Origin of the sequence: Microcoleus sp. MON1_C1 (assembly GCF_036701945.1) — a bacterium.
GTDB lineage: Bacteria > Cyanobacteriota > Cyanobacteriia > Cyanobacteriales > Microcoleaceae > Microcoleus.
Genome location: NZ_JAUBRO010000016.1, coordinates 81,511 through 108,393 on the forward strand (window position 1 = coordinate 81,511; position 26,883 = coordinate 108,393).

The following is a 26,883-nucleotide window of genomic DNA, read 5'->3' on the forward strand; positions in this document are numbered from 1 at the left end:
AAATATTTAGCGAGTCGAGCCGTGGCAGTAAAAGTCGAAGAATTACTTACAGCAGACATTAATCAGCCTGCTCGTTATCTGGGAAACGAATTGGGGGCTACGCACAAGCCTTGGGACGAAGCGTTGGTGCGCTGGGTTCTCACTTACCCAGAAGTTTATGAAGTTGGTGCTTCCAATCTGGGGCACATCATCCTTTACAACATTTTGAACGCAGGGCCAAGACAGTTGTGCGATCGGGCTTATTTGCCCGCCCCTGACTTGGCAGCAAAACTGCGCTCAACCAAAACTCCGCTGTTTGCCGTAGAATCGAGGCGATCGCTCACAGAATTTGATATTCTGGGCTTCAGCCTCAGCTACGAACTCGGAGCCACAAACATTCTGGAAATGCTGGATTTAGCCGGCATTCCACTAACTTGGCAAGAAAGAGCGACAAATTGCCAAAACGGTCAAATGCCGCTGATTTTTGCTGGCGGGCAAACGGCAACTTCCAATCCTGAACCCTACGCGGACTTTTTTGACTTCATCGCTTTGGGAGATGGAGAAGAATTGCTGCCAGAAATTGGCTTGATTTTGGCAGAAGGCAAAACAAATAATTTGAGCCGAGAAGCATTGCTGCTGGATTTAGCGCAAATTCCCGGCGTCTACGTCCCGCAATTCTACGATATGGCGGCCGACGGTTCTGTTCATCCCAACCGTCCCCAAGTTCCAGAACGAATTCTGCGCCGCGTGGCAACTCCCATACCAGCTTATTCGATCGGCCTGGTTCCCTACGTCCAGACAGTACACGACAGACTGACAGTAGAAATCCGCCGGGGATGCACCCGCGGGTGTCGCTTCTGTCAGCCGGGAATGCTGACTCGCCCCGCGCGCGATGTCGAACCGCAGCAAGTCGTAGAGGCGATCGAACAGGGGATGCAAGCCACCGGGCACAGCGAGTTTTCCTTGCTTTCCCTCAGTTGTTCCGATTATCTGGCACTCCCAGCAGTCGGGATGGAAATCAAAAATCGCCTGAAAGATAAAAATATTTCTCTGTCTCTACCCAGCCAGCGGGTTGACCGATTTGACGATAATATTGCCGACATTCTCGGCGGTACGCGACAAGGTGGTTTGACTTTTGCGCCGGAAGCTGGTACTCAGCGGATGCGCGACATCGTTAACAAAGGTTTGACCAACGAAGAATTGCTTCGGGGTGTCAAAACTGCGGTTGATCGCGGCTGGGATAAAATCAAGCTGTATTTTATGATCGGTTTGCCCGGAGAAACCGATGAAGATGTTGTGGGCATCGCCGAAACAGTCCGCTGGCTGCACAGGGAATGCAGGCTCGATGGCCGCCGGGGACTGATTTTTAACTTGACAATTTCTAATTTTACGCCTAAGCCTCACACTCCTTTTCAGTGGCATTCAGTGTCTACTGCTGAGTTTTCTCGCAAGCAAAAACTCCTGAAGGGAGAATTTCGCGGGATGCGGGGCGTCAAGGTGAATTACACTGATGTGCGGATTTCGGCAATGGAGGATTTTGTCGGACGGGGCGATCGACGTTTGGCTGCTGTAGTCCGCCGCGCTTGGGAACTTGGCGCGGGTATGGATGCGTGGTGGGAAAGCTTGGATCAGGCTTACAAAGCTTGGACTCAGGCGATCGATGAATCGGGCCTTACCTGGAAATACCGCCAAGTCGAAAGCGGCGAGTGGAATCTTTTTGAGAAGGAAGAGGAGAAGGAAGAAGGAAGTTCGGCAACGGATTCTGTAACGGATGTAACGGATGTAACGGATGTAACGGATGTCAGTCCGATGGAAGTCGGAAGAAGGGAGAAGGAAGAAGGAAGAGGGAAGAAGGAAGAAGGAAGAGAAATTAAGGAAGATTTTTTCACTTCTGGCCCTCTCCCCCTCTCCCCCTCTCCCCCTCTCCCCCTTTCTCTCGATCAACCTTTACCTTGGGATCACTTAGATACGGGGATCGACAAAAACTGGCTGAAAATTGACTTGCAAAAGGCTTTAGAAGCAGCGACGGTTCCTGACTGTTCCTTTGAAGGGTGTTCGCGCTGCGGGGTTTGCGGCACCGATTTCGGACACAATGTGGTTGTGGAGGCGCTGCCAATTCCTGAGTTTGCTGGGGAGTTTGTCCCGAATACGGAGCGGAAACAGCGTTTGCGGGTTTGGTTCGGGAAGGTGGGCGATATGGCTTTGGTTGGTCATTTGGATTTGATCCGCTTGTTCGATCGAGTAGTCCGCAGAGCCGATTTGCCGATTTCGTTTACCGGCGGGTTTCACCCGAACCCTCGGATTTCTCTGGCAAATGCTCTGCCTCTGGGTGTTACCAGCACTGGGGAAATTGCCGACTTTGAGCTCACTGAGCCGATCGATATTGAGAGTTTTCGGGAAAAGTTGGCCGCTAAGCTGCCGGAAAATATTCCGATTTACAAGGTGGAGTCGATCGATCTCAAGGCTCCTTCTGCTAACCAGTTGTTAGAAGCAGCGGAGTACGTAATTACTGTGGCCTCCGCAGGCTCGTTGACAGAAAATGGCGAATTAGACCGGGAAAATGCTGCTCCTGTCTCCGTGGCTCCTGATGCCAACTGGGAAGCTTGGGTCAAGGCGATCGTCGAAACCGAGGCTTTTTGGCGGGTGCATACTACTAAGTCGGGAAAGACGCAGAATGTCAATTTGCGCGAAAGGCTGCACAAACTAGAACTTGTAGAGCAGAAACCAGACAGCAGCACAAGAGCCTCTGGTGCTACATCCGAAGGTAGAGCCGTCTTGCGCTTTACCGGGAGTTGTCGCAGCGATGGCAACTTGCTAAAGCCAGAACATATTGTTTTCATGCTCGAACAAGTCAGCCAGCAGGAAATTCAGCTTCTGCAGGTTGAGCGTAGTCAGCTAATCCTGGGTTATGGTTAAGATAGGGAAGCCGTGGTGGAATATTTCACCTTCGGCTCTCGATCGGGATGTGTCGTTTCACGCTATAATCGCTTGTTATGGAAGCCGCGGCGGCTCGAGCGCTTTAGTCGCTCGCCGCCCTCGTCAACCAGCAACGCGGGCTGGGTGCAAATTGCTTCTGTTCAAGACTTCAAGCCTTTTTGTTGTACATTCACGGGCTAAATCTAGCGCCAAACCCGCAGGAGCGGGGTCTGAACCAAATTTAGCGATTAATTTCGATCGATCGACTGGTTGTCGGTGGTCGGCTTATTCAAAAATCTCACGGTTCAAACCGCAGAGCGGGTATTCAACAATAGATGTTTTTGACGGGTCAAAAAACGGAGATAAGTCCCCGACTTAAGTCGTGGAGAACCAAAAGTTTGAGATTTTAGATTAAAGTTCCAGCTCCCAGATTCATCTGTGGAGTAAATCTAAAATCTCAAACCTAAAATCTAAAATCGACTGACCCGTCAAAAAACGGAGATAAGCCCCCGACTTAAGTCGTGCAGAACCAAAAATTTTAGATTTTATACTTTAGTTCAATCTCCCAGATTCATCTGTGGAGTAAATCTAAAATCTAAAATCTAAAATTTAAAATCTAAAATCGACTAACCCGTCAAAAAACGGAAATAAGCCCCCGACTTAATTCGTGCAGAACCAAAAATTTTAGATTTTAGACTCTAGTTCAATCTCCGAGATTCATCTGTAGAGTAAATCTAAAATCTAAAATTTAAAATCTAAAATCGACTGACCCGTCAAAAAACGGAGATAAGCCCCCGACTTAATTCGTGGAGAACCAAAATTTTAGATTTTAGACTAAATTTCAATCTCCGAGATTCATCTGTGGAGTAAATCTAAAATCTAAAATCTAAAATCTAAAATCGACTGACGAGGTTTTAGGCTTGGCAGGGGCGGAGGTTGCAGTCGAATGCCAAGCTGGGGTATGTTGAGTGCGATGGCACAAGAATTCAACAAAAGTCTAGGCGCTTTCACTCCTACCTACTTTCGCTCAAAACCAGCCCTCTACCACCACGCAAGCGGAGTTATCAGTTCGTAGTGTTAAGTTGTGTGTTAAGAAATTGGTACGGTGTCAATGAATTTATTCGCTGAGTTCAAAGGAAGAGTTGTAAGTGTTGAATTTTGAGTATTGATTTCGCAATTCTCAACTCAAATCTCAATATTGCTAACTCGATAAAAGCCTCCTTATTTCAATCTCTCAGATTTATCTGCTGAGCATAACTCATAACTCTGTAAGGGCGGGTTTAACTACTTTATCTGTAACAGTTAACAGTGAACAGTCAACAGTCAACAGTTAACAGTGAACGGTCAACAGTTAAATTTTCTTCCACCCTGCACCAACTCACAGCTAATAACTCTTCAAGCCACTACTAATTACAGTGAAAGTCAGAGGCACTATGAGTGCGTAAGTGTCTCTAACTTGCTGCCAGTTTTGTGAGGAAATTGAATGACAAAGCAGATAGTTATAGCAGAGCAGCATCGCATTGCTGCCGTCTTTTCAGAAGATCAAATCCAAGAACTTGTGGTAGCCACAGGCAGCCACCAAGTCAGTGACATTTACTTGGGAATTGTTGAAAATGTACTCCCTGGGATAGATGCGGCATTCGTCAATATTGGCGACCCAGAACGTAACGGGTTTATGCACGTCACAGACCTCGGCCCGCTGCGCCTTAAACGCTCGGCAGGAGCAATTACAGAACTCCTGACCCCCCAGCAGAAAGTGGTGGTACAGGTAATGAAAGAACCGACGGGCAGCAAAGGCCCCCGGCTGACAGGCAACATTACCCTGCCGGGCCGCTATTTGGTACTGATGCCCTACGGCAGGGGAGTCAATCTCTCGCGGCGGATCAAGTCGGAAGCGGAGCGCAACCGCCTCAGAGCCCTGGCTATTTTGGTGAAACCAGCCGGGATGGGGCTGCTGGTACGCACTGAAGCTGAAGGGATGACGGAAGAAGCGATCATGGAAGATTTGGAAGTCCTCCAAAAACAGTGGGAAGCCGTTCAACTCGAAGGCGGTACTTCGCGGGCGCCGGCACTGCTCAACCGGGATGACGATTTTATCCAGCGGGTGCTGCGAGATATGTTCAGCGGTGACGTGAATCGGATTGTGGTGGACTCGCAAAATGGAATTAAGCGGGTGAAGCAGCAGTTGATGAGCTGGAACGGCGGTAAACTTCCTGCGGGAGTTTTGATCGACCACCACCGAGAGCGCGCCTCGATTTTAGAATTTTTCCGGGTTAACGCTGCGATTCGAGAAGCCCTCAGACCAAGGGTGGATTTGCCTTCGGGCGGTTATGTGATTATCGAGCCGACTGAGGCGCTGACGGTGATCGATGTCAACTCCGGCTCGTTTACTCGATCGGCGACGGCTCGGGAAACTGTACTCTGGACAAATTGCGAAGCAGCAACGGAAATTGCTAGACAACTGCGGTTACGCAATATTGCCGGGGTGATTATTGTTGACTTTATTGACATGGAATCCCGCCGCGATCAGTTGCAGGTGCTGGAACATTTCAATAAAGCTCTCAAAGCTGACAAAGCTCGGCCGCAAATCGCTCAACTGTCGGAATTGGGGCTGGTAGAACTGACCCGCAAGCGCCAAGGTCAAAATATTTACGAGTTGTTCGGCCACAGTTGCCCTACTTGCAGCGGGCTGGGTCATCTGGTGCAACTCCCCGGAGAAGAAGACTTCGCCGCAGCGGTGCGGGAATCGGCCGATCGCACTGTTGCTACCTCGAACCGCGTTTTGTTGAATTTGCCAGAAGGATTGGAACGCCGCAGCTTGACGCCTGTGGCGGCTGCAACTCCTGCCCCGGTGCGGGAAGAACGCCCCCCCGAACCTGCTCGGGCTGCTTGGGAACCTCAGAGCGAAAGTGTCGATTTTGAGACTGGCAGCAACGCCTCGCCTTTGGACTTGCTCAACCATCCCAGCTATCAGGATTTGGGGAACGGAACAAGACGGCGGCGCCGCCGCCGGATTGGTGAAGAGCCTTTTGCCCCCCCGGTGGAAGAGGAACCGGTACGCAGCAAGTTGCGGCTGCCCAATACTTCGAGCGCGCCTGTGGCGGATACGCGCTCTGAGTATCTGGCACCCCCCGGCATCCGGGCCGCGTCGGAGGGCTTCGGGCTGGTGAATATGGCGACTGTGGGCAGGCGCGAGGATTTCGATCGCGTGCGTCCGGCTAAGTCTGAGTTGATGAAGCCGATGGTGGAGCCTCCAGAGGTGATTTCGGTGGAAATGACGCCAGAGGAGCAGGATGTTTATGCTCTGATGGGGGTTTCTCCTTTGGTGCTTACCGATCGCAGCGTGAAAAATCCTAAGAATGCGATCGTTTCGGTAACTCTCCCGGGAGCGGCCCCGAACAAGCCGCCTTTCGAGCAGCTCGAATTTGAATTTGAAGCGGCGGCGCCTGCTGAGAATGTTGAGGAACGGGATTATTATCCAGAAAGATCGGTAGTTGAGCCTGTTTTTTCTGAGGATGATGATGATGATGATGAGGCCCAAATTTATGGCGAGAGTTCGATCGACGAAACTGATGATTTTGATCGGATTGAGGAACCCAGCGATGTGATGGGCGAATCCTATGAGCCGATCGAATCCCATGAGCCGATCGAATCCCATGAGCCGATCGAATCTTATGAGCCGATCGAATCTTATGAGCCGATCGAATCCCATGAGCCGATCGAATCCCATGAGCCGATCGAACCCAGGCAACCCAGCGAACCCAGCGAACCCGAGGAGCCTGCTATCAACCGTCGCCGCCGCCGCCGCTCGTCAGCCGTTGTGGATGAGTGATATGAAGTCCGAGGGAAGAGGGAAGAAGTCAGAGGCAAGAGGGAAGAAGGAAGAAGTAGAAATTTTTACTCTCTTCCCATCTTTCCATCTTCCCCTTTCCCCCTCTCCCTCGAACACTTTAGTAATTGCAGGTGTGGATGAAGTCGGACGAGGCGCTTTGTTCGGGCCGGTGGTGGCTGCAGCCTGCATTTTGCCCGACCAAGTTCTCGATGAATTAGCAAGTTGCGGGGTGCGCGACAGCAAGCAGTTGAGTGCCGCAGCCCGGAGTCGGTTAGCCGTAAAAATCCGGGCTGTGGCGGTTGACTGTCAAATTGGTGTGGCTTCGGTGCGAGAGATCGATCGCCTCAATATTTTGCAGGCTTCTTTGTTGGCGATGAAACGGGCGATTTTGAAGTTGAAGGTGACGCCGGATTTGTGTTTGGTTGATGGGAATCAAAGGATTCCCAATTTGGCGATCGAGCAAGAGACGATGATTAAGGGTGATGCGCGATCGATTCAGATTGCTGCTGCTAGTATTGTGGCGAAAGTTTGGCGCGATGAATTAATAGTACGTTTGGCTGTTAAGTATCCTGAATATGACTTGACAAATAACAAAGGATATGGTACAGCTAAACATAAATTGGGGTTGGAACGTTACGGGCGATCGGCTTTTCACCGACAATCTTTTAGTCCCTGTCGAAGATAGCTAGTTGTAGTCAATAATACAAGTCAGGTTAAATAGACATAATTCCGCTGGAAAAAAGCGACTGTTCAAGAGGGTGCAGGTTACCATACCTTACATAAAAATTAACATTCTCAAAATCACCCCAAATGTTAAAAATTGAAGGCTACGAGATTCTAGATCGAATTTACGAAAGCCAAAATTCAACGGTTTATCGAGGCATTCGCGAACAGGACAATCAACTTGTTATCTTCAAAATGCTCGAGCAAGATTATCCAGATCCTGCTGAACTTACCCGCTACAAGCAGGAATACGAAATTACTTGCAATCTCCAAAATCTAGAAGGATTCCTCAAAGTTTATAGCCTACATGAGTATAAAAGAACCCTAGTCATTATCTTTGAAGATTATGGCGGCACTTCTTTAGAAATGTTGAAGGATAACCCTGTAGAAACGCCAAATATTTCATCTTTACAGCACTTCCTCCCCATCGCTATTCAAACAGCAGAGATTTTGGCTCAAATTCATGGTGCCAAAATTATCCACAAAGACATTAACCCCGCCAATATCCTGCTCAATCCAGAAACCGGGCAAGTCAAAATTATCGATTTTGGCATTGCTACCGTGTTCACCCGTGAAAATCCCACCCTAAAAAACCCCAATATTTTAGAAGGTACATTAGCCTATATTTCTCCAGAACAAACTGGAAGGATGAACCGTTCTCTCGATTATCGAACCGACTTTTACTCTTTGGGCGTTACCTTCTACGAACTCCTCACCGGACAACTTCCATTTGCCGCTGACGATGCTTTGGAGTTGGTACATTGCCACATCGCCAAACAACCAGTACCGCCGCATCAGGTTAATCCAGAAATTCCCCAAATTATTTCTGATATCGCACTCAAACTGATGGCAAAAACAGCCGAGGATCGATATCAAAGTGCCTGCGGGATCAAAGCAGATTTAGAAAAATGTTTGAACCAATTACAGACAAAGGGCAAAATAGAATCGTTCCCCCTTGGCAGTCAAGATATTTGCGACAAGTTCCAAATTCCCCAGAAACTTTACGGACGTGAGGCAGAAGTTGCAGATTTACTAGCAGCCTTCGATCGAGTTAGCCAAACCGAAAATAATCAGCAATCCCGTAAAGAATTAATGCTGGTTGCTGGTTATTCTGGCATCGGCAAGTCAGCACTGGTATCCGAAGTTTATAAACCGATAACCAAGGCTAGAGGCTATTTTATCGCTGGAAAGTTCGACCAATTTCAGCGCAATATTCCTTACTCTGCTCTTGTCAGTGCTTTCTCGGGATTAGTGCGACAATTATTGACCGAAAGCGAAGAACAGCTTAATCAATGGCGAGAAAAATTATTAGATGCTTTTGGTGCTAACGGTCAAATCATTATTGATGTAATTCCCGAAGTTGCATTGATTGTGGGCCAACAGCCGGCATTGCCGGAATTAGGCGCAATTGAATCGCAAAATCGCTTTAATCTTATCTGTGGCAATTTCATTCGGGTATTTTGCTCAAAAAAGCATCCTTTAGTCATTTTTCTGGACGATTTGCAGTGGGCAGATACTGCCACCCTCAAATTTATCCAACTAATGATGGCGGATGCAGATACCCAATATCTATTTTTGATTGGAGCTTATCGAGACAACGAAGTCAATTCCACCCATCCCTTGATGGTGACTCTGGAAGCAATCCGCTCCGATCAAGTATCTGTCGTCAACCAGATTACCCTTGTACCTTTAGCGCAAAAACATATCAATGAATTGATTGCTGATACGTTACAATGCGATGGTTCTTCGGTTCGCTCTTTAGCAGAACTAATCCTGAAAAAAACCCGGGGTAATCCTTTTTTTGTGAGTGAACTGTTAAAAACGTTATATGCTGAAAACCTGCTAAGCTTCGATTTTATCGATCGCACTTGGCACTGGGATATTGTTCAGATTGAGGCGAGGGCAATTACTGACAATGTGGTAGAATTAATGATTACCAAACTCAACAAATTGCCGTCAACCGCTCAGGAGGTATTGCGTTTTGCAGCTTGTATAGGTGCAGAGTTTGACTTAAGCACTCTATCAATTATTTGCGAGCGATCGCCCGCTGAAATTTTCTCCGCTCTGAAAGAGGCGATTCAGTCTGAGTTGATTTTTACTTTCTCACAATTAGATACTCAACTGTTAATTCAACACTATAAATTTGGACACGATCGCATCCAACAAGCAACTTATTCTTTGATTGACGAGTCAGAAAAACAAGCCATCCATTTACAAATTGGTCGCCTGTTGCTCAAGAATAGTTCGCCCGAAACACGATCGAAAAAAATATTTGAAATTGTCGATCATCTCAATCTTGGGATAGGGGCAAGCACGGCAGTACAGCCCCTACTAACCCATCAACAAGAGCGAAACGAAATTGCCCAACTAAATTTGATAGCCGGCCAGAAAGCCAAAGCAGCGACGGCTTACACTGCGGCGGTTCAATATTTGAAGACCGGGTTAAGCCTCTTAACCGAAGAAAGTTGGCAAACGCAGTATGACTTAACCCTAAATCTCTATCAAGAAACTGTAGAGGCTCAATATTTAAACACCAAATTTCACCAGGCAGAAACATTAGCTGAAGTTATCTTGGAACGAGCAATAAATCAGCTAGACAGGGTAAAAGCTTACGAACTTAAAGTCCAAATTTATACCGCTCAAAATCAGCCACTTAAAGCAATAGAAACGGGTTTAGAAGCATTGAAATTACTGGAAATTTCTCTGTGCACAGGGGAAGATAGTAACGTAGAGCTGCCAACACTGATGGACTTAGAAAGCTTCCCGCAAATGACTGACCCTGCTCAACTAGCAGCCATGCGGATTTTAATGTCTATTTCTCCCTCAGCTTTATTTGCGAAACCCAGAGTTTTAGTGTTAATTATGTTGACAATGGTTAACCTGACTATTCAAAAAGGCTATTCAGCCTTGGCTGCTTATGCTTATGTTGGGTATGCTGTTATCTGTTCGGGAAAAGGCAACATAGAAACTGGATATCACGCCGGAAAATTGGCACTGAAGCTAGTAAATATATATCATGCTACAGAACTAAAAGCGAAAGTTTATAACTTATTTTGTTCTTTCGTTAAACACTGGAAAGACCCCGAAAAAAGCAGTCTTTCTCTGCTCCTAGAGGGAAGTAAAAGCGGACTGGACACAGGAGACAATGAGTACGCATGTTATTGTATTAAAGCTTATTGTATCACCCTATTTTTGACGGGGGAAGGACTTGAATCTGTCGCCTCAAAAATGCAGCAATCCTGCGAACAATTATGGAAGCTTAAACAGGAATATGCTCTCTACCAGACTAATATCTGGCGGCAAGTTACCTTAAATCTTTTGGAAACAACTGCCACCCCATCTCGTTTGCTGGGCGAAAGCTTTAACGAGGAAGAAATAATTCCCCGTTTGCTAGCCACGAATAACCGCACTTTGCTTTGTCTGGTTTACCTCGCCAAACTAAATCTTTCTTACTTATTCAAAGACTGTGCCGGGGCCGTAAAAAATGCGATCGCAGCCGCAGAATACATAGATTCTCTCATGGGATTTATGTATGTTGCTGTGCATAACTTCTACTATTCTCTTGCCCTGCTCGCTCAGTATTCTCCCCAATTCATGGAAAACTTGGAGCAAGTCGAATTAAACCAGGAGCAAATGAAGCAATGGGCAGAGCTTGCCCCGTTCAATTTCCAGCATAAATACGACCTAGTAGAAGCAGAAACAGCGCGAGTATTGGGAGATAATTGGCAAGCAGCAAAACTTTACGACCGAGCGATTAAAGGAGCAAGAGACAGCGGATATATTCAATATGAAGCTTTAGCCTATGAGCTAGCAGCAGAATTTTATCTGGCAAGCGGTATGGAGGAGATTGCCCAAACCTATCTCAAAGGAGCACACTACGGCTATACTCGCTGGCAAGCTAGGGCAAAAGTTGAGGATTTAGAAGCAAGATATCCACAATTACAGGCTAAATCTGCGGGAACTATTGGTAAAAACACAGGCACGAGCATCGCCACTTCTCAGACTACTACAGGAGCGGGTACAGCTTTAGATTTAGCGACAGTTATCAAAGCCTCTCAAGCCATTGCTGGTGAAATTGTGCTAGAGAAATTACTCCGAAACTTGATGAAAATTATGATTGAGAATGCTGGCGCACAGGTTGGCTACTTGTTGTTGGAATCTCATGGTAAACTACTGATTGAAGCATCGGGTGCAGTTGATTGCGACAGCATCAATTTATTGCAGTCAATCCCATTGGAAAGCAGTAACTTACTGTCACTATCAGTGATTAATTATGTAAGTCGGACTCACAAAGATGTTGTCTTAAATGATGCTACTCGTGAAGGTAAATTTACTAATGACACTTATATAAAGGCACATAAAACTAAATCAATCCTCTGCGTTCCTCTGCTCAAACAGAATCAGCTTATTTCCATAATATACTTAGAAAATAACCTGGTAACAGGTGCATTTACTCCCGACAGAGTAGCCCTGTTAAAAGTCTTGTCTTCGCAAGCTGCCATCTCGATCGAAAATGCCCAACTCTATACCAACTTAGAAGCAAAAGTAGAAGAACGCACTCAAGAATTATCACAAGTTTTAAGCAATCTCAAAGCCACGCAAGAAGGATTGATTCAATCAGAAAAAATGGCAGCTTTAGGACAACTTGTGGCCGGAGTGGCCCACGAAGTTAACACTCCGCTGGGTGCAATTCGCTCCTCGGCAGGAAATGTTTCTAAGTTCTTGAATCAAACTTTAGAACAGTTGCCCGCACTTTTTCAATCTCTCTCCCCAGAAGAAGCACAGAATTTCTTGAGTTTACTTCAGCGTTCCCTCCAACAAGAAGCAAGCTTATCAACAAAAGAAGAACGCAAATTAAAGAGAGCTTTGAGAACCCAACTGGAAGAATTAGAGATTGATAGTGCCGATACCGTAGCCGATCGCCTAGTGATCATGGGGGTTTATAATGAAATAGATGCCTTTGTCCCGTTGTTGCAAAGATCCGATAGTTTACATCTCTTAGAAATCGCCTACAAACTTTCCGAATTAAAAAGAGGCATCGCTACTATCAACACAGCCACAGACAGAGCATCAAAAGTAGTTTTTGCCTTAAAAACTTATGCCCGCTACGAACAGTCTGGCGAAAAAACAGCAGCCAGTATTACAGGAGGTATTGAAACAATCTTAACCCTATATCAAAATCTCCTCAAACAGGGAGTGGAGGTCATCAAAAACTATGCCGAAATCCCGCCAATACTGTGCTATCCAGACGAACTTAATCAAGTTTGGACGAATTTAATTCACAATTCTTTGCAAGCAATGGATTATCGAGGCACGCTAACAATTGAGTTAACGACTGAAGATGACCAGGCTAAGATTAGCATTAGCGACAGCGGTCACGGGATACCAGAAGAGATAAAAGCGAAAATATTTGACCCGTTTTTTACTACTAAATTGGCAGGAGAAGGAAGCGGATTGGGACTAGATATTGTCAAGAAGATTGTTGAGAAACATCAGGGAAAAATAGAAGTGGAATCAATTCCGGGCAAAACTACATTTAATGTTTTTCTGCCAATGAGCGGTGTATAAGCAGGTCAAGGAACTCGCAAACTATATAAGGTAGTAAGCCGGTCGGATTTTGCTTGGTTCCGCCTAAGCTGCAATCTACCCCATTGATAGGATTTCAAAAATTAAAGCGTTTTGAGGCCCATAACTGCGATCGAACCGGAAACGGATGTAAAACAGCAGTACGATGGGCTATGCTCAGCTAAGCTACTACCCATATAAGTTTCTTAGTTTCGGCGACTGGGGGAGGGGGAGAGGATGGGGCGAGCCGTTGACTTGTGACCCCGCCCAACAACGGATACAAGCCCCGACAGGATTCGTGGAGAGGCAAAAATTTTAGACCCTTGTTCAAGCTCCCAGATTCATCTGTGGAGTCAATCTAAAATCCTTCGACTGAGCGCTCACGCGGAAGTCTCAAATCTCAAATTAAAATCGACTGACATCTTCAGATAAGATGGGGTCTACTAATATACTTTACTACTTTGACTACTTTGACTACTTTTGCTACTAATAACAATTAAAAAGGAGAAAAAATAGATGTCGAAACCAGTTATTTTGTGCGTTGACGATGAGAGAATGGTATTAGACAGTCTCAGGACGCAGCTAGCAGCAGAATTTGGGAATGCCTACACCTACGAAGGAGCAGAAGATGCTGAGGAGGCTTTAGAGGTAATCAGCGAACTCTATGACGAAAAAATTACCCTTATTCTGATTATCTGTGATTGGTTAATGCCGGGTATTAAGGGAGATGAGTTGCTGATTCGCATTCACCAAAACTACCCCCATGTTATAAAAATTATGCTGACAGGTCAAGCCGATGAAGTAGCAATTGACCGAGCGAAAAAACAGGCTAACCTCCATTCTTGCTTATCTAAACCTTGGTTAGAATCCGAGTTGCTGGAAACTATTAAATCTGGTTTATCTAAACTATGAGTCAACAGGTAATTATCTGTGTCGATGATGATAAAACTGTACTCAGGAGCCTCAAAGCAGAACTGCAAGAGGCTGTTGGCAATGATTATATAATCGAAATTGCTGAAGGTGGACAAGAAGCCTTAGAGCTAATTGAAGAATTGCTAGAGGATGGGGATGAAATTCCTTTAATTATTTCCGACCACATTATGCCTGATATGAAGGGAGACGAGCTGTTGAAACAGGCTCATATAATTTCGCCTAAAACTATAAAAATTATGCTGACGGGGCAAGCAGATATTGAGGCGATAACCAATGCTATCAACTCTGCAAACTTATATCGTTATATTACCAAACCTTGGCAAGCTGAAGATTTGAAATTGACGGTTAGAGAAGCGCTAAATAGTTATCTTCAAGATAAACAACTGGCACAACAAAACGCCCGACTTCAGCAAATGAATCAGGAGTTAGCCGAGTTCAACTGCGAGCAGGCGGTACTGATTGCTAAACTCCACGAAAACGAAAGTCGCTTGACACAGTTTTTGGAAGCAATGCCGATTGGTGTGGGTGTGCTGGATGCCGACGGCAAACCTTACTACATCAATCGGAAAGCAAAAGAGATATTTGGTAAAGGAGTTGTGCCGGATACGAGTTCCAAGCAATTGTCAGAGGTTTATCAACTCTATCAAGCAGGCACAAATCAAAATTATCCTACGGAAAATTTACCCAGCGTGCGCGCGTTGAAGGGGGAAAGTGCTACGGCTGACGATGCCGAAGTTCATCAAGGCGACAAGATTATTCCCCTAGAAATCTTCGCTACTCCAATCTACGATCAACAAGGAAATATTGTTTATGCTATCACCACTCTTCAAGATATCACGGAACGCCAAGAAGCTGAAACAGAACGCCAAAAGTTTATCGAGGATCTCTTTGAGGTCAATTGCAATTTGGAACTTTCACTGGATGCAGAATTAGAAATTGCGGAGGCGACAAGTCGCTTTGTACCCAAAGAGTTGTTAGCTTTTTTGGGATGTGACAGTATTGTTGATATTAAATTGGGAGAAGCGGTGGAGTTGGAAATGTCGGTTTTGTTTTCTGACATCCGCGATTTCACTACTCTCTCGGAACAAATGACACCGACAGAAAATTTCAAATTTATAAATTCTTATCTGAGTCGAATGGAACCGCTGATTGTGGAAAATCAGGGGTTTATTGATAAATATATTGGCGATGCAATTATGGCTTTGTTTAGCGAGGGGGCGGATGATGCTGTGAAAGCGGGAATTGCGATGCTGCATACTCTTGTTGAATACAATCGAGATCGCGCTTCTGTGGGTTATGTGCCCGTTGAGATTGGGGTGGGAATCAATACTGGTTCTTTGATTCTGGGTATAGTGGGCGGAAAAAGCCGGATGGACGGTACTGTGATTAGCGATGCGGTTAATTTGGCTTCTCGGATTGAAAGTTTGACGAAAAATTATGGGGTATCGCTGTTAATTACTCAGCAGACTTTCGATCGCTTGAGAAATCCGGGTGATTATGCAATTCGGGTAATTGATAAAGTTCAGGTTAAGGGTAAGTCTGAATGGGTGACTGTTTATGAAGTTTTTGATGCGGATTTGCCGGAAGTTAAAGCGGGGAAGTTAGCGACTTTGCAAGTGTTTATTGAGGCTTTGTCTTTGTACAATATGAACAGTTTTAGGGAAGCTTCGGCACTTTTTGCGGATTGTTTGCGCCAAAATCCGGGGGATAATGTGGCTCGAATTTATTTGGAAAGGTGTAATTAAGGAAGAAGGAAGTTTGGCAACGGATTCGCAAGGGCGGATGTAACTGATGGAAGGAAGTTTGGCAACGGATTCGCAAGGGCGGATGTAACTGATGGCAGCAAGAAGCAATAAAAGCTAGGGTTTCAGCAATACAGAACTTATGCAAAATTTCTATATGTAGGGCTCCATGCACACCGCACCTTACCGCTTTAGTCCGATCGAGTTTTATGAGAACTTTAGTCCTCACTACAAACCGCGACTCGTTATCGGAAATGCGATCGCCCCGATCGCACTTTAGGATTGTTCGATCGGTTGTTCGATCGGTTGTTCGATCGGCAATTCTATGATAAACTCTGCTCCGTGGCCGAGTGCAGACACGCAGCTAAGTGTGCCACCGTGTTCTTGGATAACTTTGTAGGAAATTGACAGGCCTAAACCGGTGCCTTTGTCGGCGGGTTTGGTGGTAAAAAAAGCCTCGAATAACTGCTGGGAAACTTCTTCTGGCATACCGGGGCCGTTGTCAGAAATCCTAATTACAGCATTGGAGTTTTGGACTTCTGTCCTAATTTTAATCTTGCTGCGGTTAGGTTTGACTTCGCCAACTGAATGCCCTTCGTTGTATTCCTCGATCGCGTCGATCGCATTTCCGATCAAATTCATAAATACCTGATTGATTTTCCCAGCATAACACTCAACCAAAGGCAAGTTTCCATAGTCCTTAATTACTGCAATTTCGGGATAGTTGCCTCTGGCTTTCAGGCGGCTTTGCAGAATCAGCAACGTTCCTTCAATCCCTTCGTGCAGGTTAACTTTGCTCATTTGAGAATCGTCTTTGCGAGAGAAATTTCTGAGCGATCGCACGATTTCCCGAATGCGATCGGCCCCAACCTGCATTGAAGACATCGCTTTCGGCAAATCTTCTAGCAGAAACTCTAGCTCGATATCCTTAATTTTATCTTGAATTGCTGCCGACGGCTGCGGGCACTGCTGCTGGTACATATCGAGCAAATTCAGCAAATCTTCCGTGTAGTGGCCGACGTGAACGAGATTGCCACAAACGCTGCTAACGGGATTGTTAATTTCGTGAGCGACACCCGCTACCATTTGACCTAGAGTAGACATTTTCTCAGTGTGAATCAATTGAGCTTGAGTTTGCTGCAATTCGTGCAAAGTATTTTCGAGTTGAAGTTTTTGTTGGGTTAACTCTGTTTGCGATCGCCGCAAAGCTTCTTCACTGCGTTTCTGCTCAGAAATATCAGTAATTAAGCCTTCCAAAGCTATCAACTCTCCCGAGTCGGAAAACACTCCCAAACCTTGCTCCCAAACCCATTTTAATTCCCCATTTTTAGAAGTAATTCGGTAATTTAGCTGATAGGGTCGATTTTCTTGCAACGCAACTTGTACGGCATTCCACAAAATATCGCGATCGTCCGGGTGAGTCAATTCCGATAGAGAAACTTCCCTAGTGCCGATAAATTCTTCAGGAGAATAGCCTGCTAACTGATAGCAACCTTCGCTGACAAACTCCATACTGCGATCGGCATCGTTGCGAAAACGGTAGGCCATTCCCGGCAAATTGCTCATCAGCGTCGCCAACGCCCGCTGGCTTTCCCGTAGGGCTTCTTCGGCGTGTTTGCGATCGGTAATATCCGTCATCACCGCCAGCATACAGAGTTCGCCGTCCAAATTAATCAACTCTGCAGACAGCAAACACACCACCACCGATCCAGACTTCATGCGAAACTCGCATTCCTGATTGCGAACCACACCTTGTTCGTGCAAACGTTGCCTAAAATTAAGTCTGTCTTGAGGCCTTACCCAAATATTTAACCCCGGTACTGTATTGCAAGTCGTTTCTTCTAAAGCGTAACCAGTCATCGACAAAAAACTATCATTAACTTCAATAAAACGACCCTCTGAAAAAGTAGTAATAATCATCGAATCGGGACTTGAGCGAAAAGCCTTAGAAAACTTTTCTTCCGACAATCTCAACTTTTTAATAGCCTCTTCCAACTGACTTGTCCGCTCTTTAACCCGGCATTCCAATACCTCGTTAGCCTGCTTCAGGGCCTCCTCAGCCTGCACCCGATAAGTGATATCGCGCACCACGCCTTGCAGCCCCATTTTGCCGCCAATATCCATAGAAGTTAGCAGCACTTCCGCCGGAAACTCATAACCGTCCAAACGGCAGTGCCGCCAGTCAAAACGGCAATTTCCCGATCGCACAGCCGTATTAACTCGCTCTTTATAAAGACTCAGAGAATCTTGTCCGTCCGGTTGCAGCGGCGGGCTGAAATCCGAAAGATGCTTGCCGCAAAACTCCGATAGAGTGCTGCAGCCAAATAACTCTAAAGTTGCCGGATTGCAATCCAAAAAACCCTCTTCATCTAGCAGCATTACCGCATCAGTCGTCGATTCGTACAAAGTGCGAAACTTTTTTTCCGACGCCTGCAAAGAAGCAATCAACTGCATCTTTTCCTCAGCCGCCCGCTTTTGCTCAGTAATATCCTGCATTACTTGAGAAAAGCCCTGCAACTTTCCCCTTTCATCGCGCAAAGGAGTAACAATAATATTCGCCCAAAATCGCGATCCGTCTTTGCGAAGCCGCCAGCCTTCATTTTCGTATCGACCTTCTGCCACTGCCCTGATTAATTTTTCTCGGGGCTTGCCAATTTCCAGATCTTCTTTCGTGAAAAAACACTCGGAATTATTGCCGACTATTTCATGCGCTCTGTATCCAAAAATGCGTTCGGCACCCGAATTCCAGCTAGCTACATACCCAGCCGGATCTAACATAAATATAGCATAATCCTTAACGCCTTCAATTATTAAGCGCAGGCGTTCTTCGCTTTCTCGAAGTGCAGATTCTGCTTGCTTGCGCTGGGTGATATCTTCTACAAAACCTTCGTAGTAGAGCAATTTACCCGCTTCATCGCAGACAGCCCGCGCATTTTCCGCGATCCAAATTATTGTTCCGTCTCGGCGATAAATCTGCGACTCAAAATCCGATACGATGCCCTGTTCTTGCAAAGCAGAAACAAACTGATCGCGCCGATCGGGGTTGACGTAAAGTTGATCGCTGATATCAGTCAGACAGCCCATTAATTCTGCGGCGGAATTATATCCGTAGATGCGAGCCAAAGCTGGATTAGCGCTGATGTAGCGACCGGATTGGGTTGTTTGAAAAATACCCGACACAGCATTTTCAAACATACTATAATATTTTGCTTCCATTTGGTGCAGTGCCTCCGCGACATTCAGGCATTCTATCGTTTTATTTCCTAGTTTTTGATTTCCCACTTGTGAATACCCTGCTCTTGTGTATGAGTTGAATATTTTTGGTCTACCGCCTGCTAATTTTGAGCTGTTAGTTAGGCTGAAAGATGGTGTGTCGCAGCCGGAGACGAGTGTGTTTATTCATCTGTCCTACCGGGCTGTTAGTTGTTAGTGGTTGCTGCTGAAAGTTTAGTTGATCGGGTATTTATTTGAGGCTTGACTGGCTGTCACGCTCGCATTGGCACATCGATCTGCCTACGATGCAGGTGTTGTAGCAAAACCCGTTCCTTGAAATCTCCCTGAATATATTAGCAGTTGAATACCCTGAAATAAGTTAGTAGCAAGGATGTTGTTACAAGAATAAAAGGCAGCGACTTCTACAACCGCAAGACTCTATTTTTAGGATTTGGGTGAGAGTATGATCGACTCTTACCCGAAGCAACTAACCCGCCTGCAAGAGCTAAACGCTCGCTGTCCTTGCTGTCAGCCGATTGGAGCTTTGAGATTTTAGATTAAAGAATTGACTCCACAGATGAATCTGGGGTTCTCCTAAAATCTAAAATTTTTTGCTCTCCACAACTCCTGTCGGAAACTTTTATCGGTCTTTGGGTGCTCTGAGTTACTGTTAAGTATTATTGCTGATAGATAATACAGCAGACTGCTGGCAGTTGTACGATCTGGGGTTTGTATGTAAAGTTGGCACAACAATAGGGTAATTGTTGTATCAAAAAATTCATATTCTGCTGCTGCAGGCGGAAAAATTCTGTAGCGGTGCTGGCATTTGGGCAAAAATCTGGGCCCGGGCGCGCAAAATTTGGTCGGCAAGTCTGGTAAAATCCCGATCGATTCTCGGTTTGGCCGCAAAGCTCGATCGAGCTAAATTTGACTAGAAACTAATAAATGACAGATTCTCCTCTCCTAGCAACGCCAGAGTCATCCCCTGCTTCAACCCAGACGGCGGATTCTCCTGTGTGGCCAGCCCTGCTGCAACAACTATTAGACAGACAATCTCTCTCACGCGCCCAAGCAGCCGACTTGATGCAGGGATGGCTAGCAGAAGCTATTCCCCCCGTCCTCTCAGGAGCAATTTTAGCTGCCATCCAAGCCAAAGGCATCTCTGCCCAAGAATTGGTAGGAATGGCTCAGGTATTGGGTTCTCAGTCGCTTGCCGGTGAGTCGGAGAGCGTTTTCAATTCCCAATCTCCAATCTCCAATCTCAAATTAATTGATACTTGTGGCACAGGCGGCGACGGCGCTTCCACGTTTAACATTTCCACTGCTGTCGCTTTTGTGGCCGCCGCCGGCAAAGTTCGAGTCGCGAAACACGGAAATCGCTCCGCATCGAGCAAAGTGGGTTCTGCTGACGTGTTGGAAGCACTGGGAGTCAACCTCAACGCCGATCCCGCGAAGGTGAGAGCTGCCGTAGACGAAGTAGGCATCACCTTTTTATTTGCGCCTGGGTGGCATCCCGCACTTAAGGCTGTAGCGTCGCTCCGGCGCACTTTGAAGGTGCGGACTGTTTTTAACCTTTTAGGGCCCCTTGTCAATCCTATGCGCCCTACAGGGCAGGTAATTGGGGTGTTCGATCCTAGTCTGGTATCAACTATTGCTCAAGCTTTGGACGAGTTGGGGACTGAGTTAGCTGTAGTCGTTCACGGCAGAGAAAAGTTGGACGAGGCGGGTTTGGGTGATGTGACTGATTTGGCGGTTTTGTCGGATGGCAAAGTGGAACTGACTACTTTAGACCCCCAAAAGGTAGGATTGACACCAAGTGCGATCGGCTCGTTAAAAGGCGGAAATGTTGAGGAAAACGCCGAGATTTTGCGGAACGTTTTGCAAGGCAAAGGTACGCCCGCACAAATGGATGTTGTAGCTTTGAATGCGTCTTTGGCTTTTCAGGTGGGAGGCGCAATTCCTATGGGTTCTCACGCAGCAGGAGTTTCTCTGGCTAAGGACATTTTATTGAGCGGCGAATCTTGGTTGAAATTGCAGCAGTTGATTGAGTTTTTGAAATGAAGGAAGAGGGAAGTTCGGCAACGGATTTTGTAACGGATGTAACGGATGGAAGAAGGATGAAGGAAGAAGGAATTTTTTGTTTTAACTAACCCACAATAAAAATTCTTTACTTCTCAATTTTTATTTCCTTCTTCCCTCTTCCTTCTTCCTTCTTCCTTATTGTTAAGAGCGCGATCGAAATTCAATGACATCTTGCTTAATAGTCACATCTTTATTACCAAAAAAGTCGTGACCCAATAGTCCGATATCTAGCGAGGGCGAGACGGCCACAACTACATTGTTAACCGCCAAACCACCTGCTTCAATAGAAGTCAAGCGACCGAGGGGAAAAGTAGCAACTCCGTTGGGAGTTTGTGCTTGCACTGTTCCTTGGAGAACAACGCCCAAGGCTTTAGCCATTGCTGGTGTAATTACTGTGCCACTAGCTCCAGAATCTACCATCATCTCGAACTTTTGTTTGCCGTTAAACGTGACTTCTATGACGGGGATATTAGCCTCTCGGCGTTTGATTTTTGCCTGAAACACTCCCGACTTTGCCGCCGCCGAAGTGGTGGGCGTCAATGCTTCGGGGAGAAAACCGCAGACTGATTGGCTGAGGTTGAGGGTTCGGCCTGACGAGCTCCGCATGAAGCATCCCTCACTTTCTTGAGCCACTGCTCGCGAGGAGTTGGCAACAGTCGCTACTAGAATTGAACTGCTCAGAGAAATAGCTGTTGTGACAACCAGTAACGGTTTGCACCGTTTTTGAGAGTTCAGTAGATGCTTGTATAAGTTTGAGAGTAAAGGCAAGGGAGATTTACTAGCCATAGTTTCGTTAAACGCTGTAGCTCGATCGTAACAGCGACAACTGCCTTTTGGTATAGATTTAGACTTTCGGCCCTCATAAGCTGCTGGCAGATAAATTGCTCGCCGAGAGGGAGATGGAGAGACTAGGAGATGTCGAGGGTGGGGAGTGGGAGAAGTTGCACTTGTTGCTGCTTTTTGATTACCTGTTGCTTCGGCCTCGGGCCTAGGTGGCTTGCTTTGCCGAACCCTTGCACAAATTAAAATAATATCTGTATATTGCCGACTAGCATCAAATCGCTGGCAGTGGTAAGAATTAAACCAAACGAAAGTAATTAAGGATGCCATGTCACTTTCAACTGCACAACCCGCTCTCCTAGTCCTGGCTGACGGTACTGCTTACCGCGGCTGGTCGTTTGGCGCTGACGCCACCGTCGTTGGCGAGGTAGTATTTAATACGGGAATGACGGGCTACCAAGAAGTATTGACCGATCCCAGCTATTGCGGTCAAATTGTAACTTTTACTTATCCAGAATTGGGCAATACCGGGGTAAATCTCGAAGACGAAGAATCCTCGCGCCCGCAAATTCGAGGTGCGATCGCCCGGAACGTATGCAGCCGCCCCAGCAACTGGCGCTGCTCGCAATCTCTGCAAGACTACCTGAAACAGTACGATATCCCCGGCATTTACGGGATCGACACCCGCGCCCTCACTCGCAAAATTCGCACGGTGGGAGCGATCAACGGTGGCATTTCGACCACGATTCTCGACCAGGCGGAACTTTTGGAGCAAGTGCAAGATGCCCCCAGCATGGACGGGCTGAATCTAGTCCAGGAAGTCACCACTCGCGAGGTTTACGAGTGGTCTGAAGCCACGGACTCGGTTTGGGAGTTCAGTCCTACAGTCAAACCTGCTAACGGCGAAATGTGGACAGTGGTAGCGCTAGACTTTGGGATCAAGCGCAACATCCTGCGGCGTTTGGCGAGTTACGGGTGTCGGGTCATCGTTGTCCCCGCTGACACGTCGCCAGAGGAAATCCTCAAATACAACCCGGACGGCATTTTTCTGTCCAACGGCCCCGGAGATCCGGCGGCGGTAACGGAAGGGATCGCGACTGCGAAAGCTTTGTTAAAGTCCGACAAACCCGTATTTGGCATCTGCATGGGACACCAAATTTTGGGACTTTCCTTGGGTGCAGAAACTTTTAAACTTAAGTTCGGCCACCGGGGATTGAATCATCCAGCGGGTTTAACTCAGCAAGTAGAAATTACTAGCCAAAATCATGGTTTTGCCATCAACCCCGATTCCCTAGTCCCCGAAGTAGAAATTACTCATCTCAATTTGAACGATCGCACCGTAGCCGGATTGAAGCATAAAACTCTGCCACTTTTCTCAGTGCAGTACCACCCAGAAGCCAGTCCGGGCCCGCACGACGCCGATTATTTATTCGATCAATTCGTGCAGTCAATGCGAGACAATCAGAAAGTAGCCAGCAGTAAATAGTTAGCAGTCAGCAGTCAACCGTTAATGACTGCTGCCTCAAAAAAACTAAAAACCACTGACCAAAAAAAAGTGTAGACAAAAGACCAAAAAACTCCTATAATGAAGCCTCGACTTTAAGCCATATCTAGCTAGGAGGGTGTCATTCCTGAGTCATTGACCCTGACCGTTAGCCTCAGAGGCACTCGCGAAGTCAAGAATAACTATCAGTTATTTCGCCTGACTGGCCTGCTGGACGCTTTTTCTGAGGCAACTTTTCGGAAGGTAATAAGCAAATGTATTGACGAGAGCCCAAAACACGTAATTTTGGACTTGTCGCAGATAGACTTTGTGGATAGTTCAGGCCTGGGCGCACTTGTGCAACTTGTCAAAAAAGCCCAAACCTTGGAGGGGACATTGCAAATTGTCTCAAATCCCCGCGTAACTCAGACTGTTAAACTGGTTCGCTTAGAGAAATTTTTGTCTTTGCAGCCTTCGGTTGATGAGGCGGTAAAAAACGTCAAGGATGCTTGACGCCAAAGTGGATTAAATTAGCTATCCGGTTCTCAACGCTGGATAGCAAATTTTTATTTTTTTGCGGGTAAGACAATACGGATTTAGCCAGAAGCTGTGACACGCGCCAGCGCCTATCTCCGCGATGCTTAGAGTTTCGGTGGAGGGGCAGTAAAATATGTGTGGCAAACACGCGGAAAAATGGTATAAAAATTAGAGCATCCCGATTTTGTAAAAAGCCTTTTTTAGGAGTGCGATCGTCGCGCCAAGCTTTGTCTATATATCTCGCTTCGTGATCTGACAACGAACACTCCTGTGAAAGCTATAATTGCTGAAGTAACGAAAGACGAAATAAGTAAGTGACTAGAAAAACCAAGCTGTGCGGAAGTTTTATTTAAAAAAGTATGTCGCCGATCGCAGATGACGGGCTCAAACTGAGTCTGACGGATATCAGTTTAAATCGAGTGCATCCTGCGAGGGCTACACCAGCAGAAATAGAAAGGATTTCGCCCGCAGCCTGGGCATATTTGGGAGATGCAGTGTACGAACTCTACGTTCGCAGTTCGTACTTAGTCCCACCCAAAAAATTGCAAGCTTATCACGAATTGGTGGTGGGGCAAGTACGAGCCGAAACTCAAGCGCGTCACTTGCGATCGCTCTCTCCTTACTTGAACAGTACAGAATTAGCAATTGTCAAGCGCGGCCGCAATGCTGCAGCGGGTCGTTCTAAGCGAGCAGATCCAGAGATATACCAACAAGCCAGCAGTTTAGAAACCTTGGTCGGATATTTGTATCTCACCGATCCCGAAAGATTGACCGAACTTCTGGGACTTTTAGATCTTGAGACTTAAAGGATTAAGCAGTTAAGAGTTGGGAATGGGGAAGGATTAATTAACCATCCTTGCACGGCTAACATACAACCGCAAAAATCTCGATCGGCAAAACAGGATTTATCAGTTATTAACTAGCAATTTGAACACAGCAAAACCCTTGCTCCCTCCCTAGAAAATCTAAAATCTCAAAGCGCCAAGATTGCTCCCTCAATCAAGAATCTCAAATCTACAATCTACAATCCATTAGCCTTCAGTCAAAACGTTTTGACCACAAGAAACCAATGAGAAAATTTACCAGACCGAACTCCTCGCGATCTAATTCCGACAGCAAGCCATTCAAAAGCGAAGGCCGCCGTCAGGACTCACAACCATCCTCTGCCCGCTTTGAACGCAAGCCGCGTCCCGAAACTCGCGGAGTAGACGCGCCTCAAAAGCGATCGACCTTCGCTCCGCAATCGCGAGAAATGCCCGTGAGAGCAATTTTCAAACGGAGAGCCGATTCCGACAGCCAACCATCCCTTCGCAGAAATAATACTTTCCAAGACAGAGACAGCAGCCCGCAGGAATCCCGGGGCAATTATTACCAAGACAGAGACAGCAGCCCCCAGCCGGCCCGCAACAATTTCCGAGACAGAGATAGAGATAGCAGCCCGCAGCCGGCCCGCAACAATTTCCGAGACAGAGACAGAGACAGCAGCCCGCAGCCGGCCCGCAACAATTTCCGAGACAGAGACAGAGACAGCAGACCACAGGAATCCAGGGGCAATTATTACAAAGACAGAGACAAAGACAATAGCCCGCAAGAATTCCGGGGCAACCATTTCAGAGACAGAGACAAGGACAGAGACACTCGCCCTGTTGACAGTGCCTCAAATACAGTCGTGCAACCAGACGCAGACACAGACGACATGATTTACGGCCGCCATGCGGTGCAAGCAGCTTTAGAAACAAACCAAGTCCTCAACCGGATTTGGGTTGTCCCCCACCTGCGCTACGATCCCCGCTTTCACAGCTTGCTAACCGAAGCCAAGACCAACGGCAGCATCATTGATGAAGTTGACGATTTGCGCCTCGACTACATCACGCGCAAGGCCAACCACCAAGGCGTCGCGGCTCAAGTATCAGCCTACGAATACCTGGATTTGAGCGAACTGATCGCGAAGGCTAAGTCGGCTTGCGAAGATCCAGTAATTGTGGTGGCCGAAGGACTCAACGACCCCCATAATCTAGGGGCGATTATTCGCACCGCAGAAGCATTGGGATCTCAGGGCATGGTGATTCCGCAGCGGCGGGCTGTTGGGATTACCTCGGCAGTGAGAAAAGTGGCAGCAGGGGCATTGGAAAGCCTGCCCGTGGCGAGGGTTGTCAATCTTAACCGGGCGCTGGAAGAACTCAAAGAGGCTGGATTCTGGATTTATGGTACTGCAGCAGGCGTCGGTCAATCTGTAGAGACAGTCAAGTTCTCCGGGCCCACTGTTTTAGTGGTAGGTGGTGAAGCTGATGGTTTGAGCCTTTTGATACAGCGCGGATGTGACGGATTAGTTTCAATTCCTTTAAGGGGCAATACTCCTAGCCTGAATGTCTCGGTAGCAACGGGGATGGCTTTATACGAAATTTACCGTCAGCGCGGGCCCAAAAAGTTTCACGTACACGGATCGTAAAGGTGGTTGAAAAAAAGAACACAACAGAGTAGTTTATTGTGAATGCCACTCACAATGGAGTGGCACCACACCCTGAACAAGTAAGGGTAGCCGATCGACTGTCGTTACTGGTTCAGGCGAAAGTAGAGGGGGCCTGGCCCCTACGTTCAAACAGGAATTCGACACAAATCTATTTAGATATCCGCTTTAAAGAGGTTTGGATCGGTTCTTGGTAGCAGTCAGCCACGTGTGTGTAAATAACAAAAGCCTAGGCGTGTTCGCAGCACCCTGAAAACACCGTCAAATACATTAGAAAAGCAGATGAAAGAATTCTTGATTAGCTTGCTCAACTTTTTCGGATTGGCTTGGTGGGTTGAAGTTAAAACTTCAGCGCCGCGGTGCATTTACTATTTTGGCCCGTTCTTAACCGATGGAGAAGCGGAAGCTGCAAAAGCAGGATATGTAGAAGACATAGAAAATGAAGGGGCAGAAGGTCTTAGTGTTTCGATTCAGCGCTGCAAACCAATTACTTTAACTGTTGCAGAAGATTTGGGAAAGCTTGGTGATGGAGGGCTGTGGCCGGTTTTGAGCGGTCAGTAGAAGCAGGGGGAATTTTGAGTTTTGAGTTTTGACTTTTGAGTTGTAAATAAAAATCCGGTAACTACGGAAT

16 protein-coding genes are annotated in these 26,883 nt (G+C 46.7%); 13 read left to right on the forward strand and 3 right to left on the reverse strand.

The window, feature by feature from the left end; translation table 11 throughout:
• Positions 1-21 precede the first annotated feature (21 nt).
• The 6 genes from QUA62_RS11495 to QUA62_RS11520 all read left to right on the forward strand — a co-directional run bounded on the left by QUA62_RS11495 (position 22) and on the right by QUA62_RS11520 (position 15,693).
• Positions 22-2,895, forward strand: a complete 2,874-nt coding sequence (locus QUA62_RS11495; protein WP_333404063.1) for a TIGR03960 family B12-binding radical SAM protein — start codon at positions 22-24, stop codon at positions 2,893-2,895.
• Between the two features lie 1,483 nt (positions 2,896-4,378).
• On the forward strand, positions 4,379-6,727 hold the full coding sequence (locus QUA62_RS11500) for an Rne/Rng family ribonuclease (RefSeq protein WP_333404065.1): 2,349 nt from the start codon (positions 4,379-4,381) through the stop codon (positions 6,725-6,727).
• Position 6,728: 1 nt separating this feature from the next.
• On the forward strand, positions 6,729-7,412 hold the full coding sequence (locus QUA62_RS11505; RefSeq protein ID WP_333404123.1) for a ribonuclease HII: 684 nt from the start codon (positions 6,729-6,731) through the stop codon (positions 7,410-7,412).
• Positions 7,413-7,537: 125 nt separating this feature from the next.
• On the forward strand, positions 7,538-13,018 hold the full coding sequence (locus tag QUA62_RS11510; RefSeq protein WP_333404067.1) for an AAA family ATPase: 5,481 nt from the start codon (positions 7,538-7,540) through the stop codon (positions 13,016-13,018).
• A gap of 513 nt (positions 13,019-13,531) precedes the next feature.
• Positions 13,532-13,927: a response regulator gene (locus tag QUA62_RS11515; RefSeq protein WP_333288557.1), complete on the forward strand. Its 396-nt coding sequence runs from the start codon at positions 13,532-13,534 to the stop codon at positions 13,925-13,927.
• Positions 13,924-15,693 carry an adenylate/guanylate cyclase domain-containing protein gene (locus QUA62_RS11520; RefSeq protein WP_333404069.1) on the forward strand — a complete coding sequence of 590 codons (1,770 nt, stop codon included), beginning with the start codon at positions 13,924-13,926 and terminating at the stop codon, positions 15,691-15,693. The genes QUA62_RS11515 and QUA62_RS11520 overlap by 4 nt, the downstream gene beginning before the upstream one ends.
• Before the next feature lie 273 nt (positions 15,694-15,966).
• On the opposite strand, the gene QUA62_RS11525 is transcribed toward QUA62_RS11520, so the two are convergent.
• Positions 15,967-18,972 carry a PAS domain S-box protein gene (locus tag QUA62_RS11525; protein ID WP_333404071.1) on the reverse strand — a complete coding sequence of 1,002 codons (3,006 nt, stop codon included), beginning with the start codon at positions 18,970-18,972 and terminating at the stop codon, positions 15,967-15,969.
• Between the two features lie 692 nt (positions 18,973-19,664).
• Between QUA62_RS11525 and QUA62_RS11530 the strand changes: the two genes are divergently transcribed.
• Both QUA62_RS11530 and trpD read left to right on the forward strand, forming a co-directional pair.
• Complete coding sequence (locus tag QUA62_RS11530; protein WP_333404074.1) at positions 19,665-19,838, forward strand: hypothetical protein; 174 nt, start codon at positions 19,665-19,667, stop codon at positions 19,836-19,838.
• 10 nt (positions 19,839-19,848) lie between these two features.
• Positions 19,849-20,964 (forward strand): anthranilate phosphoribosyltransferase, encoded by a 1,116-nt coding sequence (gene trpD, locus QUA62_RS11535; RefSeq protein WP_333404076.1) that lies wholly within the window; start codon positions 19,849-19,851, stop codon positions 20,962-20,964.
• Positions 20,965-21,126: 162 nt separating this feature from the next.
• Here the strand turns inward: trpD and QUA62_RS11540 are convergent, their stop codons facing one another.
• Positions 21,127-22,095, reverse strand: coding sequence for a retropepsin-like aspartic protease (locus tag QUA62_RS11540; protein WP_333404078.1), 969 nt, complete (start codon positions 22,093-22,095; stop codon positions 21,127-21,129).
• Here QUA62_RS11540 and carA point away from each other — a divergent pair.
• Together carA and QUA62_RS11550 are read left to right on the forward strand one after the other, a co-directional pair.
• A complete protein-coding gene (gene carA, locus QUA62_RS11545; protein ID WP_333404079.1) occupies positions 22,094-23,251 on the forward strand; it encodes a glutamine-hydrolyzing carbamoyl-phosphate synthase small subunit in 1,158 nt (385 codons plus the stop codon). The genes QUA62_RS11540 and carA overlap by 2 nt on opposite strands.
• 153 nt (positions 23,252-23,404) lie before the next feature.
• Positions 23,405-23,761, forward strand: a complete 357-nt coding sequence (locus QUA62_RS11550) for an STAS domain-containing protein (protein ID WP_006632381.1) — start codon at positions 23,405-23,407, stop codon at positions 23,759-23,761.
• Here QUA62_RS11550 and QUA62_RS11555 read toward each other — a convergent pair.
• Positions 23,748-24,044 carry a hypothetical protein gene (locus QUA62_RS11555; RefSeq protein WP_333404081.1) on the reverse strand — a complete coding sequence of 99 codons (297 nt, stop codon included), beginning with the start codon at positions 24,042-24,044 and terminating at the stop codon, positions 23,748-23,750. The two genes, QUA62_RS11550 and QUA62_RS11555, sit on opposite strands and share 14 nt — an antisense overlap.
• A 100-nt stretch (positions 24,045-24,144) precedes the next feature.
• Between QUA62_RS11555 and QUA62_RS11560 the strand changes: the two genes are divergently transcribed.
• From QUA62_RS11560 to QUA62_RS11570, 3 genes are all read left to right on the forward strand, one after another.
• The gene (locus QUA62_RS11560) at positions 24,145-24,591 is read left to right on the forward strand and encodes a Mini-ribonuclease 3 (protein WP_006632383.1); all 447 of its coding nucleotides are present in this window, start codon (positions 24,145-24,147) and stop codon (positions 24,589-24,591) included.
• Between the two features lie 263 nt (positions 24,592-24,854).
• Entirely contained in the window at positions 24,855-26,234 is a 1,380-nt protein-coding gene (gene rlmB / locus QUA62_RS11565) for a 23S rRNA (guanosine(2251)-2'-O)-methyltransferase RlmB (protein WP_333404083.1), read from the forward strand.
• A 300-nt stretch (positions 26,235-26,534) separates the two neighbouring features.
• Complete coding sequence (locus QUA62_RS11570) at positions 26,535-26,813, forward strand: DUF1816 domain-containing protein (RefSeq protein WP_333404085.1); 279 nt, start codon at positions 26,535-26,537, stop codon at positions 26,811-26,813.
• Positions 26,814-26,883 lie beyond the last annotated feature (70 nt).

Bases quoted from the DNA above. Each gene is read 5' to 3' on its own strand.
- rlmB (WP_333404083.1), top strand. From the start codon at position 24,855: ATGAGAAAATTTACCAGACCGAACTCCTCGCGATCTAATTCCGACAGC.
- QUA62_RS11540 (WP_333404078.1), bottom strand. From the start codon at position 22,095: ATGGCATCCTTAATTACTTTCGTTTGGTTTAATTCTTACCACTGCCAG.
- carA (WP_333404079.1), top strand. From the start codon at position 22,094: ATGTCACTTTCAACTGCACAACCCGCTCTCCTAGTCCTGGCTGACGGT.
- QUA62_RS11560 (WP_006632383.1), top strand. From the start codon at position 24,145: ATGTCGCCGATCGCAGATGACGGGCTCAAACTGAGTCTGACGGATATC.
- trpD (WP_333404076.1), top strand. From the start codon at position 19,849: ATGACAGATTCTCCTCTCCTAGCAACGCCAGAGTCATCCCCTGCTTCA.
- QUA62_RS11570 (WP_333404085.1), top strand. From the start codon at position 26,535: ATGAAAGAATTCTTGATTAGCTTGCTCAACTTTTTCGGATTGGCTTGG.
- QUA62_RS11510 (WP_333404067.1), top strand. From the start codon at position 7,538: ATGTTAAAAATTGAAGGCTACGAGATTCTAGATCGAATTTACGAAAGC.
- QUA62_RS11515 (WP_333288557.1), top strand. From the start codon at position 13,532: ATGTCGAAACCAGTTATTTTGTGCGTTGACGATGAGAGAATGGTATTA.
- QUA62_RS11505 (WP_333404123.1), top strand. From the start codon at position 6,729: ATGAAGTCCGAGGGAAGAGGGAAGAAGTCAGAGGCAAGAGGGAAGAAG.
- QUA62_RS11520 (WP_333404069.1), top strand. From the start codon at position 13,924: ATGAGTCAACAGGTAATTATCTGTGTCGATGATGATAAAACTGTACTC.
- QUA62_RS11500 (WP_333404065.1), top strand. From the start codon at position 4,379: ATGACAAAGCAGATAGTTATAGCAGAGCAGCATCGCATTGCTGCCGTC.